At 64.3% G+C, this 14,066-nt stretch carries 12 protein-coding genes and 3 pseudogenes; 6 read left to right on the plus strand and 9 right to left on the minus strand.

Translation table 11 applies throughout. The annotated features are described in order from the left end of the window. Nucleotides 1–29: 29 nt before the first annotated feature. Both ACM26W_RS19345 and recG read left to right on the plus strand, forming a co-directional pair. Nucleotides 30–950, plus strand: a complete 921-nt coding sequence (locus tag ACM26W_RS19345; RefSeq protein WP_416138585.1) for a LysR substrate-binding domain-containing protein — start codon at nucleotides 30–32, stop codon at nucleotides 948–950. Continuing rightward, entirely contained in the window at nucleotides 947–3,028 is a 2,082-nt protein-coding gene (recG, locus tag ACM26W_RS19350) for an ATP-dependent DNA helicase RecG (RefSeq protein ID WP_416138586.1), read from the plus strand. The genes ACM26W_RS19345 and recG overlap by 4 nt, the downstream gene beginning before the upstream one ends. Here recG and ACM26W_RS19355 read toward each other — a convergent pair. The 6 genes and pseudogenes from ACM26W_RS19355 to ACM26W_RS19380 form a co-directional block, all read right to left on the minus strand. Then, a complete protein-coding gene (locus ACM26W_RS19355; protein ID WP_416138587.1) occupies nucleotides 3,025–3,447 on the minus strand; it encodes a hypothetical protein in 423 nt (140 codons plus the stop codon). The genes recG and ACM26W_RS19355 overlap by 4 nt on opposite strands. A gap of 34 nt (nucleotides 3,448–3,481) precedes the next feature. Continuing rightward, nucleotides 3,482–4,489: an FUSC family membrane protein gene (locus tag ACM26W_RS19360; protein WP_416140927.1), complete on the minus strand. Its 1,008-nt coding sequence runs from the start codon at nucleotides 4,487–4,489 to the stop codon at nucleotides 3,482–3,484. A 59-nt stretch (nucleotides 4,490–4,548) separates the two neighbouring features. After that, nucleotides 4,549–5,765 (minus strand): annotated as a pseudogene (locus tag ACM26W_RS19365) (ISL3 family transposase); the annotation flags it as partial. Then, nucleotides 5,766–5,954 (minus strand): annotated as a pseudogene (locus ACM26W_RS19370) (IS3 family transposase); the annotation flags it as partial. A gap of 16 nt (nucleotides 5,955–5,970) precedes the next feature. After that, nucleotides 5,971–7,050 (minus strand): IS110 family transposase, encoded by a 1,080-nt coding sequence (locus ACM26W_RS19375; protein WP_416138588.1) that lies wholly within the window; start codon nucleotides 7,048–7,050, stop codon nucleotides 5,971–5,973. A 237-nt stretch (nucleotides 7,051–7,287) separates the two neighbouring features. Further along, nucleotides 7,288–8,261 (minus strand): annotated as a pseudogene (locus ACM26W_RS19380) (IS3 family transposase); the annotation flags it as partial. 447 nt (nucleotides 8,262–8,708) lie between these two features. Here ACM26W_RS19380 and ACM26W_RS19385 point away from each other — a divergent pair. Both ACM26W_RS19385 and ACM26W_RS19390 read left to right on the plus strand, forming a co-directional pair. Next, entirely contained in the window at nucleotides 8,709–9,101 is a 393-nt protein-coding gene (locus ACM26W_RS19385) for a hypothetical protein (RefSeq protein WP_416138589.1), read from the plus strand. A gap of 609 nt (nucleotides 9,102–9,710) precedes the next feature. Continuing rightward, complete coding sequence (locus ACM26W_RS19390) at nucleotides 9,711–10,112, plus strand: hypothetical protein (RefSeq protein WP_416138590.1); 402 nt, start codon at nucleotides 9,711–9,713, stop codon at nucleotides 10,110–10,112. A 143-nt stretch (nucleotides 10,113–10,255) separates the two neighbouring features. Here ACM26W_RS19390 and ACM26W_RS19395 read toward each other — a convergent pair whose 3' ends face one another. The 3 genes from ACM26W_RS19395 to ACM26W_RS19405 all read right to left on the minus strand — a co-directional run bounded on the left by ACM26W_RS19395 (nucleotide 10,256) and on the right by ACM26W_RS19405 (nucleotide 12,190). After that, complete coding sequence (locus ACM26W_RS19395; RefSeq protein ID WP_416138591.1) at nucleotides 10,256–10,612, minus strand: hypothetical protein; 357 nt, start codon at nucleotides 10,610–10,612, stop codon at nucleotides 10,256–10,258. 78 nt (nucleotides 10,613–10,690) lie between these two features. Beyond that, nucleotides 10,691–10,966, minus strand: a complete 276-nt coding sequence (locus ACM26W_RS19400; RefSeq protein ID WP_110069428.1) for an HU family DNA-binding protein — start codon at nucleotides 10,964–10,966, stop codon at nucleotides 10,691–10,693. A gap of 63 nt (nucleotides 10,967–11,029) precedes the next feature. Then, nucleotides 11,030–12,190 carry an NAD(P)/FAD-dependent oxidoreductase gene (locus ACM26W_RS19405; protein WP_416138592.1) on the minus strand — a complete coding sequence of 387 codons (1,161 nt, stop codon included), beginning with the start codon at nucleotides 12,188–12,190 and terminating at the stop codon, nucleotides 11,030–11,032. A gap of 74 nt (nucleotides 12,191–12,264) precedes the next feature. Here ACM26W_RS19405 and ACM26W_RS19410 point away from each other — a divergent pair, with 74 nt between their 5' ends. Both ACM26W_RS19410 and ubiA read left to right on the plus strand, forming a co-directional pair. Continuing rightward, the gene (locus ACM26W_RS19410; RefSeq protein WP_416138593.1) at nucleotides 12,265–12,813 is read left to right on the plus strand and encodes a chorismate--pyruvate lyase family protein; all 549 of its coding nucleotides are present in this window, start codon (nucleotides 12,265–12,267) and stop codon (nucleotides 12,811–12,813) included. Between the two features lie 192 nt (nucleotides 12,814–13,005). Next, a complete protein-coding gene (gene ubiA, locus ACM26W_RS19415; protein ID WP_416138594.1) occupies nucleotides 13,006–13,899 on the plus strand; it encodes a 4-hydroxybenzoate octaprenyltransferase in 894 nt (297 codons plus the stop codon). Nucleotides 13,900–14,066: the final 167 nt, after the last annotated feature.

Below are 14,066 nucleotides of genomic sequence, written 5' to 3' on the forward strand. Positions count from 1 at the left end.
TTCAAGAGGATGCCTGCAAGGCAACCACGATGACTCTAACAGAACTCCGCTACATCGTGACACTGGCCCAGGAGCGCCACTTTGGACGCGCCGCCGAACGCTGCTTCGTCTCCCAGCCGACCCTATCGGTGGCGGTGAAGAAGCTTGAGGAGGAGCTGGGCATCGCCCTGTTCGAACGCTCGAAGTCCACCGTCCAGGTCACGCCGCTGGGCGAGAAGATCGTCGAGCAGGCCCAGCGGGTGCTGGAACAGACCAGCGTGATCAAGGAACTGGCCAACGCCGGCAAGGATCAGCTGGCAAGCCCCCTGCGGCTCGGCGCCATCTATACCATCGGCCCCTACCTGTTTCCCCACCTGGTGCCCGAATTGCGCCGGGGCGCACCCCAGATGCCGCTCTACATCGAGGAGGGCTTCACCGGTAACCTGCGCCGCAAGCTGAGAAGCGGCGAGCTCGACGCCATCATCATCGCCCTGCCCTTCACCGAGACCGATGTGGTCACCAAGGCCTTGTACGAGGAAGAGTTCGAGGTGCTGATCCCCGCCGATCACCCCTGGGCCGAGCGCGACGTCATCCACAAGGAGGAGCTGCTCAAGGAGAGGCTGCTGCTGCTCGGTGAGGGCCATTGCTTCCGGGATCAGATCCTCGAGGCATGCCCGGCCATCAGCCAGAAACTCGCCAGCCCGAACAACACCCTCACCGCCGAGGGAGGCTCGCTGGAGACCATTCGCCACATGGTGGCCTCCAAGCTCGGCATCACCGTGCTGCCGCGCTCGGCCATCGGCACCGTCCACTATGAGAGCGGCCTGCTGGTCAGCCGCCCCTTCGCCCCGCCCGCCCCGTCGCGCACCGTGGCCATTGCCTGGCGGGCCAGCTTCCCGCGGCCCAAGGCGATCGACGCCGTGACCGAAGCTATCGCCCGCTGCCGCGAGGCCGAATCCGTGACGGCATGAACGCACTCGACGCGCCAGTCACGTCACTCAAGGGGGTCGGCGAGGCGCTGGCGCTGAAGCTTGCCCGGCTGCGCATCGAGAGCGTGTCCGACCTGCTGTTCCACCTGCCGCTGCGCTACCAGGACCGCACCCGCATCACCCCCATCGGCACCCTACGCGCCGGTCACGAGGCGGTGGTGGAGGGTGAAGTGGTGGCCGCCGAGGTGGTGCGCGGTCGTCGCCGCAGCCTGCTGGTGAGGCTGCGCGACGGCTCGGGCCTGCTCAGCCTGCGCTTCTTCCACTTCTCGCCGGCCCAGCAGCAGCAGTTCCAGCCCGGCAGCTGGCTGCGCGGCTTCGGCGAGGCCCGCGCCGGCGCCACCGGGCTCGAGATCTACCACCCGGAGTATCGGCTGCTCAAGGCCGATGCCCCGCCGGTGGAGGACCACCTGACGCCCATCTACCCCGCCACCGAGGGGCTGCACCAGGCTCGCCTGCGGGCGCTGATCGAACAGGCCCTGGAGCTCCTGGAGGCGCACCCCGAGGCACTGCCGGACTGGATCACCGCCGACCTGCGTGCCCGTTTTAGCCTGCCCGAGCTGCACCACTGCCTGCATGTGCTGCACCAGCCGCCGCCGGAGGTAAACCCCGAGCAGCTGGCCAGCGGCCGCCATCCGGCCGCCCGGCGCCTGGCCCTGGAGGAGCTGCTGGCGCACCGCCTGAGCCTGCAGGCGGTGCGCCAGCACATCCAGGAGGATGGCGCCCCGGCGCTGCCCTCCGGGCGCGGCCTGCAGGCGCGCTTCCTGACCCAGCTGCCCTTCTCGCTGACCGGCGCCCAGCGCCGGGTGCTGGACGAGATCGGCGCCGATCTGGCCAGGGATGTGCCCACGCTGCGCCTGGTGCAGGGTGACGTGGGCTCCGGCAAGACGGTGGTGGCCGCCATGGCGGCCCTGACCGCCATCGCCGGCGACTGCCAGGCGGCGATGATGGCGCCCACCGAGATCCTTTCCGAGCAGCACTATCGCGCCTTCCGGGCCTGGTTCGAACCGCTCGGCATCGAGGTGGCCTGGCTCTCCGGCAAGCTCAAAGGCAAGGGGCGTCTGGACACCAAGGCGGCCATCCAGGACGGCCGCGCGCGCATGGTGGTGGGCACCCACGCCCTGTTCCAGGGCGACGTGCACTTCCAGCGCCTGGGCCTGGCGATCATCGATGAACAGCACCGCTTCGGGGTGCACCAGCGCCTGGCCCTGCGTGAGAAGGGCGAGGCCGGCGGCCTGACCCCCCACCAGCTGGTGATGACCGCTACCCCCATTCCCCGCACCCTGGCGATGAGCGCCTTCGCCGACCTGGACGTCTCGGTGATCGACGAGCTGCCCCCCGGGCGCACCCCGGTGAAGACGGTGGCGATGCCCGACGAACGGCGCCCCGAGGTGGTGGCGCGCATTCGCCAAGCCTGCGCCGAGGGCCGCCAGGCCTACTGGGTCTGCACCCTGATCGAGGAGTCCGAGGTGCTGGAGTGCCAGGCCGCCGAGGCGACCCGCGACGAGCTCACCGAGGCACTGCCGGAGCTCGCCATCGGCCTGGTCCACGGGCGCATGAAGGCCACCGAGAAGGCCGCGGTGATGGATGCCTTCAAGGCCGGCGAGCTGGACCTGCTGGTGGCCACCACGGTGATCGAGGTGGGGGTCGACGTGCCCAACGCCAGCCTGATGATCATCGAGAACCCCGAGCGGCTGGGGCTCTCCCAGCTGCATCAGCTGCGTGGGCGCGTGGGGCGAGGCTCCACGGTGAGTTTCTGCGTGCTGCTTTACCATCCGCCGCTGTCGGCCCACTCCAAGCAGCGCCTGGCGGTGATGCGCGAGACCAACGATGGCTTTCGCATCGCCGAGAAGGACCTGGAGCTACGCGGCCCCGGCGAGGTGCTGGGCACCCGCCAGACCGGCCTGGCCCAGATGAAGATCGCCGACCTGGAGCGCGACGCCGACCTGCTCGAGCGGGTCGCTCCGCTGGCCGAGGCGCTGCTGGCCAGCCACCCGGAAGCGAGCCGGCCGCTGGTCAGGCGCTGGCTGGGCGAGGAGGCCGGCCGCTACGGGCAGGTCTAGACTCGCGCCGGGGTAGGTCCACTGTCTTCCCCAGTGGGCGCCACCAGGCGATTGGCCGCCTCGCCGAGGGGTTCCAGTTGGCGACAGACCAGGCGGAGCTGGTGACGCATCGGCCAATAGGTCGTGTCGTCATCTCTAGCGCTGGATGCCAGGGCATCGAGTCGCTCCCGCAGGCGGGTCAACTCGGCTTGCAGTCCGCTGATGGGCTGGTGTGCCGCCAGCTGCTCGGCCAGGCGGCCAAGAATCTCGGCCACCCGTTCGGCCAGTTCTGTCACGTCGCGATCCCGTTGGTCGTCGACCTGGCGGAGACGGTGGGCACCCAGCGCCGACAGGTAGCCCAGAAGGGTATGGGAAAGCGCCAGGAAACGCAGGCCGTCGTCCACATCGTGCCCCCGGTAGCGGCGGGGCTCGTGAAGCATCCTGGTCAGCAGGGCCGACAGCGCGGCATCGGCATTATGGGCATTGCGTCGCGCCAGGCGATAGCTCAGATCGTCCTGCTTGCCAGTAGCGTACTGGCGGACGATCTCTTCCAGGTAATGACGCTGGCTGACCAGGGTAGTCGCGGCCTGGCGATAGAGGCGACGCCCCCCCCCAATCGGGCAGTATCCATAGCACGGCCAACCCGGCGATCAGGACGCCGATCAGGGTATCGAACAGCCGCGGCCAAATCAGGTCGAAGCCATCACCCACCTGGTTGAAGCTGCACAGCACGAGCAGGGTAATGGCCGCCGTGGCCAGCGTGTAGTGTGTCTGGCGACTGGCGAAGAACATCACTCCGGCCATCACGGCGATCGCCGACTGAGCCAGCATCTGGGGAAACAGCGAGATCAGCGCCCAACCCACCACCAGGCCGAGCACGGTGCCGAGGATACGCTGGACGAGAACGGATTGGGTCGCTGCGAAGTCGGGGCGGCAGACGAACACCGTGGTAAGCAGTATCCAGAACCCCTGGGTGGGATCAAAGGCCTGCAGCAAGGCATAACCGGCCAGCAGGGCGATAGGCATCCGTATGGCGTGACGCAGGATAGGCGAGCTCAGGGTCAGATTGGCACACAGTCGCTCCCAGGCATCCCGCGGGCCGTGCAGCGTTCGGTCATGGAGGCTGGCATCGGACTCGGGCAGGGCCACCTCAGGATGCTCGGCGCTGGACAACTGCGCCTCCAGGGCGGCGAGATTGTTGGCGAGCACCGCCAGCGGCGGCATCAAGGCATGCCACTCGGGCTGCTGGTGGGTGTGCAGATGGTCGATGGAGGCGCGCAGGTCTTCCAGCGCCTGCTCGCTCCGGTCATGCTCGAAGGGTCGATTGAGCAGCAAGGCCCTTGCCAGCCGCTTGCAGGCATGCCCCTGCTGCTGGAGCAACCGCTGGCAACGGAAAAGCACATCCTGGTGGAAAAACGCTTCGATCAGCGACGAATAGGGGGAATGCGAGGAGCTGGCCCGCTCGTGAATGTCCTGGGCGATAAAATAGGGTTCTTCGTCACCTCATGTGGATTTGGCCTGATCGAGCAGGCGGCCCACCGGCTGCCGATCAAGTAGATCATGGCGATGAAGTTGGCCTCATTCCGGTAGCCGCGTGCGCGTGACCGAGCGGCCTGGAACAGGCCATTCATGCCTTCCAGTCGTGCGTTCGTCAGTCCCGAGACCCAGCGTCTGACCACCGCCTCGGCATGCCGCTCCAGCGTCGTCAGGGCCTTCGCCATCGGCTTGAGCAGCGGCGTGTCGGTGACCGCTGCTCGCATGATCTTGAGGTAGTTCGTGATGCGCCATCGGGCCGCTCGCGGTGTCGGGGCCTTCTGGATCCAGCGCAGCTTCTCCTTGATCACCCAGGCATCGGCAGGGGCGCTCTGATCGGCGACCAGCTCCTGAAGGGCAGCCAGCTGCTTGGGCGTCAGGATCTCGTTGTCCAGGCTCTTCAGCAGCGCCCACCGCAGGGACTTGGGGTGTTCCTTCTCACGGCGCTCCTTCTTGCGGACCTCGTCCAGGGCCTTGGTGAAGGTCTGCACGATGTGGAACCAGTCGACCGTTACCTCGGCGTGGGGCAGGTTCTCGGCAACGCCGCTGAGGAACGCCTGTGACATGTCGCAGACCACCTCGACTACGTTGTCCGGGTCGCCGCCATGCGCCACCAGGAAGGCGCTGAAGGCCTTGATGGCGTCCTTGCCGTGGCCTGGGACGGCGAAGACCACCGGCTCCTGCTTGCGCTGCATGTCGAGGAACACCGTGACGTAGCGCTGGCCACGCCGGGAGGCCGTCTCGTCCACGCCGACAGTGCTTACACGGGACAGGTCCAGCTCGCCCAGCATACGGCCCACGGTGTGGTGCACGATGCGCCACAGCCGCTTGTCGGAGATCTCCAGCTGCCGAGAGACGGCCAGCACCGGCATCTCCTTGACCAGCGACATGGCGGCTTGCTCGAACAGCAGGGTGAAGTCGCTGCCCGGCCGCGCCCAAGGCACCTCAATGCGCTTGTCGCCATGCTCGGGGCACTTGGTGCGGGGCACGCGAGCGTGCAGGTAGCAGTGGTGTTGGAAGAAGTTCAGGTGCCGCCACGTCTTGTCGGCGAAGTCGTGGGCCGGACAGGCCTCGCCGCACTCCGGACAGGGGTAGAGGCTGCCACGCTCGGCCTCGACATAGAGGTCCAGGCGGTGGGGCGACCGGAGGTATCCAGGTGCTGGTCCTTGAGAACCCAGGGCGCTTGCAGGCCCAGTGATCTTACCCAGCATTGGTGGACACCGATCTAAGCGATCATTCGGGCCTCGAAGGCCTCTGGGCTGATCATCCCGGCTGCACTGTGCCGGCGCTGCCGGTTGTAGTCCAACTCAATGTACTCGAATACCTGTCGTCGCATGGCGTTCCGCGTCTCGAATCGCTCGCCATGGATGGCCTCGACCTTGAGGCTGTGGAAGAAACTCTCGGCGCACGCATTGATGCTCCTATATATGTCAAGTCGTGTATTCCGCTAAGTTGCAGCCATGCTGGAGGAGCCGGTAAACTTCACGAATGATGTAGCGCTTAAGGCACCTGACAATATCACGTTTTGTTTTACCCTCTGCGGTTCTTCGTGCGACATATGCCTTGGTAGGTTCATGGCTTCGCATACGCACAATCGCTGCTCGATAAATGGCAGCATTGAGCTGCCTGTGTCCACCTCTGTTGATTCTATAACGGCCCGATGTCATGCCTGAGGAGGCGGGAATAGGGCTGACACCTGCCAGCTTTGCCAATGCCGCTTCAGATTTTATTCGTTCGGGGTTATCTCCTACAACAATCAATATCTCTGCTGCAATGTGAGTGCTAATTCCATAGGCTTCTACAAGCTGAGGTACAGCCTTCTGAACGAGGTCGTGAATCATCTTGTCCAGTGTTTTAGCTTCCTCATCTAGCGAAAGCCAGCGTCGAGACAAAGTTCGAAGCACATGCCTGATACTGTCTGCCGTGTCCCTCAAGGAGCCAGGCCTTAGCCTGGCGAGCGTGCGTGCGATGGTGACCGGCGTTTTGCCCTCAGTACTGGCTCGCAGATCTTCCGGCGCATGGATCAGCATCGCCTTGAGGGTCACCATCGACGCTGTGCGGGCCTTGATGGCCGAGTCATATGCCACCTTGAGCTGCCGAACCATCTCGGCAGTACCGCTCGCCATCTTGGGTATGGCAGTCGCAGCACCAGACAGAACAGCACGGGCAGCATGCTCGGCATCCAGGGTATCGGATTTTCCGTTAAGCCGCCTGAGGCGTCGATCTGGACGGCTGACCTCGATGACATGAAAATCATGCTGACGAACGAAGGAGGTCAGGGAGGCGCCGTATGATCCGGTTCCTTCAATGCCAAAGGCAATGATCCGGCCAAATGAGCCTGCCCAGACCAGTAATATCTCGAACCCTTGACGATCGGCGGAGATCGAAAGTGTTGATCGTGGGCCTGCGGTTGTATCCAATACGGCAGCGACATGAACATGCTTATGTGTATCTACTCCGACGACGATATGGCCGGAAGGCAAAACATCAGGCAAAGATAGACCAGTCATGACAGCCTCCGAATATGTCGAGTTGTTTTCTCCAGGGCCGGCAAGCGGACAGGACTGTCATGAGATAAAAGTCTCCAGGCTCCTATTAAGTCACAGCTCAGCCGGGCTGGATCAGGCGCCCGACCTGGGGCTGACAGATCAATGCAAAGGCATGCAATGGCCAATCGTAGACAAGGGTCAAGCCACCAAGACCAGGTCTTCCGGATACATCATGAATCCGACACTGAAAGACTAACAGTCGTAGCAGTTGCCCTTGGCGCTCATGCTGCACTGGAGCTCGTGCCGGATCAGCAGCGACTGGTACAGCGTCGAGCAATACTGGCTCCCGCGGTCGGAGTGAACGATCACGCCCTTGGGCATCTTGCGGCCCCACAGGGCCATCTGCAGGGCATCGCCGACCAGGTCAGCGGTCATGCGCTCGCTCATCGCCCAGCCGATAACCTTGCGTGAGTACAAGTCGATCAGCACGGCCAGGTAGAGCCAACCTTCACCGGTCGCCAGGTAGGTGATGTCGCCGACCCATTTCTGGTTCGGCGCATCGGCGGTAAAGTCCTGTTTCAGCAGGTTGGGGGCCACGGGCAGGCCATGCCGTGAGTTCGTGGTGGCCTTGTACTTGCGAGCCGCTTTCGCCCGGAGTTCTTGCCGTCGGAGGCTGGCAGCCACCGTATTCCGGCAGACCGACACGCCGGCATCGTTCAGGTCGTGGGTCAGCCTGGGGGCGCCTGAGCGCCCCTTGCCCTGCTGAAAGGCCTGAGCCACACGCTGGTCGGTGATGGCCTGCTGGCGGCGCCGCGGGGACGGTTCGCCACCACGCCGTCGCCAGGCGTAGTAGCCGCTGCGTGCCACACCGAGCACGGCGCACATACGCTGGGTACTGAATGCCTGGCGATGCTGCTGGATAAAGGCGTACTTCACTTCAGGCTCTTCGCAAAGTACACCGCGGCCTTTTTTGTGATGGCCAGTTCCTCCGACATTTCAGCGAGTTGCCGCTTCAGCCGGGCATTCTCATCCGCCAGTGATTGCTCACGCTCGGAGGTGTTCTTCTTCTGCTGGGCCTTGGCGCGCCATTGATAGAGCTGGCTGGGCTGCAGGCCCAGCTCACGGGCGGCAGCAGCAGCCCCCACTCGGTCAGCAAGAGCGAGTGCCTCCTCGCGGTAGGCATCCGAGTAACGCGTACGTGTCTTCTTCATCGGGGTAGCTTGCTTTGCCATGGGTCACCTCGTTGAGTGTAATACCTTAACGGGGTGTCCACTGTTGGTGGGCAAGATCACAGGCCGAGGGTCAGAATCTGGGTGCCGTCCATGCCATACCTCCTGTCATCGTGGAGGCTCTATGGTGGCCCAGCACCGAGGGCGGATTCCACACCCAACGACGAAGAGCCCTTATATAACATTTCATTCCATGAAATGGATAAAATAGTATTTAAAATCCGGAAACTTTGTAAGTCGCATCCCGCCGCTCCCTACTACACTATCAGAGCCACGATTTGTGCTCTTTGTGATTTTCCCCCGAGTTCGACAGCCGATGCAGTAAGTCATTGATTTTTTTTGAATTGGCAGGCCTCATAGTGACACGCCAGTATTCTATTAAATCGATGGGATAAGAAACACCTGCCGATCCCGGTTTTTCCTGAACGACCATGAACTGGGAGGTGCATCATGATTTCCACAAACTTTATCAAGAAGCTTGGCATTCTCGGCGTTTCCATGGGTCTGGTGGCCAGCCCGCTGGCATTCTCCGAGGAGGTGACCCTGCCGGCGGTGACCATTACCGCTGAGCAGCTGGCCAGTCTGAGCATGAGGAGCGATCCGATCAATGATCCTCGAGACTTCACCCAAGCTGCCTTCTGGGGGGGTCATCTAACCAGCATTCCCGTCATGCTGATTAGCCCGAGCTTCCGGAGCGATCCGGTCAATGATCCTCAAGACTTAACCCAACCGGCCTTTCCCTTTCAGGGTCATCTAATCAGCATTCCCGTCATGCTGATTAGCCCGAGCTTCCGGAGTGACCCGAGCATTGATCTTTTCCCTCCGGAGGAACCCGATCAATGATCCTTTCCTGAAGAACTCCGATAACTGAACAGGAGCTTCTCCCTGATGACCTTCGAAGCCCTCGCCTTGTGCAAGGGCTTTGTGCGCATTACCTGCCTCTGGGGTCTCCACTTTAACGGACCTCGGGACCGAACAGCACAACATGTGGTGGTCCAGCGCCACGCCAGCCCCAAGTGCTTGTGGTTGGTCCGGTTAGATGGATACCCCAAAACTAGCTTTTCCCTCGATGACTTTCATAGCCCTTGCGTCTCGCAGGGGCTTTTTCCGTTTATTTCCCTCCCTTGAGGTGATGACCGCCACGCCGCCCGCTCCTCACCCTTCGCCATATGTGCCTGCGCTGACCTGGACGCCTCGGTGGTCAAAGAACTGCCGTCGGGGCCTAGCCCGGTGAAGACGAATGGCGAGAAGGTGGAAAAGACGCAACCCAAATCCTTATTTGTCGGAAAAACACCGAAACCCTTACATGACATTCTATTTTTTCCATGGAAGAGAGTGTTATCAATAACCCGGTTTTCTCTGTAATGTATCACCCCTCTCTCTATACAAAGTGGCAAGGATTCACAGTTAGTGATCCTGACAACTTAACTGAACGACAATGAGGGGTGCATCATGATTTCCACGACTCTTATCAAGAAGCTTGGCCTTCTCGGCATTACCATGAGCCTGGTAGCAAGCCCTCTGGCATTCTCCGATCAGCTGACGCTGCCGGCGGTGATCGTGACCGCCGAGGAACTGGTCAGCCCAAGCATGAGAAGTGATCCGGTCAACGACCCCCGGGACTTGACCCAACCGGCCTTTCGCGGTCATGTGACGGCGAACGGTGCCATGAACGGAGCCATCGGGCTGGTTAGTCCAAGCATGAGAAGTGATCCGGTCAATGATATCCGGGACTTGACCCAACCGGCCTTTCGGGGTCATCCGACTAGCATTCCCGTGATGCTGGTTAGCCCCAGCTTCCGGAGTGACCCGATCAATGATCCTTTCCCGAGGGTCTACGACAACTCTCGATAGGATCCCCCTTGACTCCTTGATGATTGCAGAGCCCTTGCATTTCGCAGGGGTTCTTCAGTTTGTTTCCCGCCATTCCATCGATTACATACCGAATGGCAAGATACCAATGAGGCTCAATGGTGGACGGTAGTGCCGACGAAACCTCAAAGATGCTTCAGCAACGACTGCAGTTTCTGGAGGTCACCGGAATCGCCGACCAGGCGGACGCTGCCATCCATCATGCCGTCGAGGAAGGCCTGCTGGGTGGGTTTCTTCAGCACCTTGAGGGCGGTGGCCTCGTCCTCGAAGCGCAGTTCGAGGTCGAGGTCCACCGGCAGGCCGCGCGCGCTCTGTACGCCGCTTGGGGACATGCGGTAGTGGCGGGCGATGGAGAGGTCCTCGGTGGCGATACCCCAGTCGAGGCCGCGCATCTGGGTCAACCGCTCGCGGAAGCGGGCCTTGCGGCGCAGGGCGCGCTTGAGCAGGAAGCCCAGCAGCCAGAGCATCAGTCGCAGCTTCATGTTGATCTCGCCACCGAATCCATGGAGGGGAAGGCCACCGCGACCGCAGGAGCAGGCCGCCTGGCACAATGCGTCGCCTTACTTGGCCACGGCGTCCTTGAGACCCTTGCCCGGCTTGAAGGCCACGGTCTTGCTGGCCGGGATGGTCAGCGGCTGGCCGGTCTGGGGATTCTTGCCGGTGCGCGCGGCGCGCTCTCGCACGGTGAAGGTGCCGAAGCCGATCAGCGACACATCCTGCCCCTGGGCCACGCTACCGGTGATCTCGTCGAGGATCACATTGAGCACCTGGCTCGCCTTGTCCTTGGAAAGATCGGCACGTTCGGCAATCGCCGCGGCGAGTTCTGGCTTACGCATACTGCCCTCCTGGTATTGGCATCCTCCCCGGGCGCCTGTCGCCGGGGTCTTGTTGTCGAGGATCTAGCCTAGCAACGGCGGTGCAACCCGCGCCAGTTCAACTTTCCGACGGACACAGGCCCCTGTCAACGCAAATCCGATCAAACGTCCGTCTTCCGATTCCGCCAGGGCGGTGAAGTTACCGGCCTCGCCCTCGATGCGCCAGCGTGCCGGTGGGCTGGCCGGCGGCAGGGCCACCACCGGCCGCAGCGGGGTCTTGACCACCACCGGCCAAGGCCCGTAGCTAACCGGGGTGGGCGTGCCCGTGAGGGTGAGCGCCAGCGCCTTGGCACTGGCCTGCAGGGGTTGCACGTACATGGCGTTCATGCCGTCGACGCAGGCCACATCGCCCAGCGCATGAACGCCCGGCACCGAGGTAGTCAGGTGACGGTCGGTGTGGATGCCGGCGGCGCTGACCGCCAGGCCTGCCGCCTCGGCCAGGGCCGTGCGCGGCCTGAGTCCCGTGGCCACCAGCACCAGGTCGGCCTCGAGATAGCTGCCATCGTCCAGGGCCAGGCCCACGTCGGCGCCGGCCGCCTCGAGCGCCCGTACCCCGACGCCCAGCGACAGCAGCATGCCGGCCTCCTCGAAGGCCTCGCCCAGGGCGCGCCCCAGGGGCTCCGGCAGCAGCCGCGGCAGGGGGGCTGGCTCCGGGGCCACCAGGCTCACCTCATGACCGCCGGCGAGCAGGTCGTTGGCGAACTCGCAGCCCACCAGACCGGCACCGATGATGGCCACCCGACCCGGCCGCCCCAACGCTTCCAGCGTGCCATGGAAGGCGCGGTAGTCGTCCAGGTCGTTGATGGAAAAGACTCTACCACCCACCGCCTCGGGCACCGGGAAGGGCACCGCCGGCGCCGCCCCGGTGGCCAGCACCAGCTCGCTCCAGGGCAGGCGTTCGGCGCCGATCTGAAGGGTGCGTGTCGCGAGATCGATGGCCTCGACCCGGGTATGGGTGCGCACCACGGCGCCAAGTTGCTCTGCGACCCGCAGGGGGCTGCGCGCCGCCAGACGATCCGGCGGCAGGCGCTTGGCGAAGCCGGTGGAGAGCAGCGGCTTGGCATAATCGTCGCCGCTGTCGGCGGTGATCAGGGTGACGGGGCGTTGGGCGTCCAGGGCCCGCAGCTGGCGGAGCAGGCCGATGCCGGCCATGCCGGAGCCGATGATGGTCAGGGGAGCGCTCATGGAACTCCTCGGTCAGGGACGTGGTTGGCCCGCATGTTACACTAGCCGGCCCTGGATCGACGCGGAGCCTGACGGTGTCCGACCTGCCGCCTGCCGACACCTGCGCCCTGGCGCACTGGATGCCCCTGGCCGCCTCGCGGCCCACCATGAGCCCCGCCTGGTGCCGCTGGATCGGCTCCCGGGACTCCCTGACCCTGCGCCTCACCGAGGCCGGCGCCCCTCGCCCCTTTCGCGTCCAGCTGCTCGACCAGCGCCTCGGCACCCCACGCCGCGACGAGGCACGGGCGCTGGGCATCGTCCCCGGCCAGCGCGCCTGGCTGCGCGAGGTGGCGCTCTGCCTGGGGGAGCGCCCCTGGGTGGTGGCGCGCTCGGTGGCGCCGCTGGCGGGCCTGCCCGAACACGAGCTGGCCCGCCTGGGCGAGCGCTCCCTGGGCTCCTGGCTGTTCCGCCAGCCGGACCTCGCGCGCGGCGAGATCGAGGTGACGACCGCCCCGGCGGGCTTCCATGACGCCCGCGGCCCCTGGGGACGCCGCTCGGTGTTTCGCCGCGGCGACTTCCGGGTGCTGGTGCAGGAGTGGTTCCTGGACGCCATGGCGGATGACCTCGCCCTCCCTTCGCGCTAGGCTCTGGGCCAGTGCCTGAAACCCGCAGCATGGGGCGCCGGGGACAAGCCGAAGAGGGGGTCCGTGGACCAGGGATGGTCTAGGTAGCCCCCAGGGAAGGGTTCATGGCGCCCCCTCGCAGGCTTGTCGACGGAACAGCCCCTGAAACTGCGTGGCTAGTTGCCGTTAAACGCCGACTTTCACGAGGTAGAGATGGACCGTTCCCTGATGCACCCCAAGGGCCTGGCCCGGGTGCCCGACTTCCTGCAGCTGATGCGCCTGAACCGTCCCATCGGCACCTGGCTGCTGATGTGGCCCACCCTGTGGGCGCTGTGGGTGGCCGCCGAGGGCATCCCCGGCCGCAACGTGCTGCTGATCTTCATCGCCGGGGTCTACCTGATGCGTGCCGCCGGCTGCGTGGTCAACGACTACGCCGACCGCCACTTTGACGGCCACGTCAAGCGAACCCGTCACCGCCCCCTTGCCACCGGGCGGATCAGCGAAGGCGAGGCCCAGGCGCTGTTCCTGATCCTGGTGATGGCCGCCTTCGTGCTGGTCTGGTTCACCAACCTCTTCACCGTGATGCTCTCCCTGGTGGGGGTGGCACTGGCCTTCATCTACCCCTTCATGAAGCGCTACACCCACCTGCCCCAGCTGTTCCTCGGCGCCGCCTTCTCCTGGGCAATCCCCATGGCCTTCGGCGCAGTGCTGGGCCATGTGCCCTTCGAGGCCTGGCTGCTGTTCGCCGCCAATGTCGCCTGGACCGTGGCCTACGACACCCAGTACGCCATGGTCGACCGCGACGACGACCTCAAGATCGGCATCAAGTCCACCGCGGTGCTGTTCGGCCGCGCCGACCGGCTGATGATCGGCCTGCTGCAGGGGCTCACTCTGCTGCTGCTGGTCTGGGCGGGGCTGCGGCTGGGCTTCGGCGGCTTCTTCTGGCTGGGCCTGGCGGCCATGGCGGCCACCTTCGTGCACCAGCAGTTCCTGATCCGCCACCGCGAGCGTGACCCCTGCTTCCAAGCCTTCCTCAACAACTACTGGTCGGGGCTGCTGGTGTTCGCCGGCATCGCCCTTACCCTCTGGCCACCGGCCACGCCCTGAGGCTAAAGCCGATTCATCTGGAACCGGTGCCTCGCCAGAACAGTCACAAGATCGAGCGCAGCATGATGGCGGCCTCTGATGCGTTCGGATCCACTTGGTCCTGTCTCGAGTCGAGAACTGAGAGCGGTGTCACCCCGGTCGTTATCGTGACGGCTTCGGCGAAGTTC

The organism is Halomonas sp. HK25, assembly GCF_047795635.1.
Lineage (GTDB): Bacteria > Pseudomonadota > Gammaproteobacteria > Pseudomonadales > Halomonadaceae > Halomonas.

Bases quoted from the DNA above. Each gene is read 5' to 3' on its own strand.
- ACM26W_RS19390 (WP_416138590.1), top strand. From the start codon at position 9,711: ATGATTTCCACGACTCTTATCAAGAAGCTTGGCCTTCTCGGCATTACC.
- ACM26W_RS19405 (WP_416138592.1), bottom strand. From the start codon at position 12,190: ATGAGCGCTCCCCTGACCATCATCGGCTCCGGCATGGCCGGCATCGGC.
- ACM26W_RS19385 (WP_416138589.1), top strand. From the start codon at position 8,709: ATGATTTCCACAAACTTTATCAAGAAGCTTGGCATTCTCGGCGTTTCC.
- recG (WP_416138586.1), top strand. From the start codon at position 947: ATGAACGCACTCGACGCGCCAGTCACGTCACTCAAGGGGGTCGGCGAG.
- ACM26W_RS19345 (WP_416138585.1), top strand. From the start codon at position 30: ATGACTCTAACAGAACTCCGCTACATCGTGACACTGGCCCAGGAGCGC.
- ACM26W_RS19355 (WP_416138587.1), bottom strand. From the start codon at position 3,447: ATGCTTCACGAGCCCCGCCGCTACCGGGGGCACGATGTGGACGACGGC.
- ACM26W_RS19375 (WP_416138588.1), bottom strand. From the start codon at position 7,050: ATGACTGGTCTATCTTTGCCTGATGTTTTGCCTTCCGGCCATATCGTC.
- ubiA (WP_416138594.1), top strand. From the start codon at position 13,006: ATGGACCGTTCCCTGATGCACCCCAAGGGCCTGGCCCGGGTGCCCGAC.
- ACM26W_RS19395 (WP_416138591.1), bottom strand. From the start codon at position 10,612: ATGAAGCTGCGACTGATGCTCTGGCTGCTGGGCTTCCTGCTCAAGCGC.
- ACM26W_RS19400 (WP_110069428.1), bottom strand. From the start codon at position 10,966: ATGCGTAAGCCAGAACTCGCCGCGGCGATTGCCGAACGTGCCGATCTT.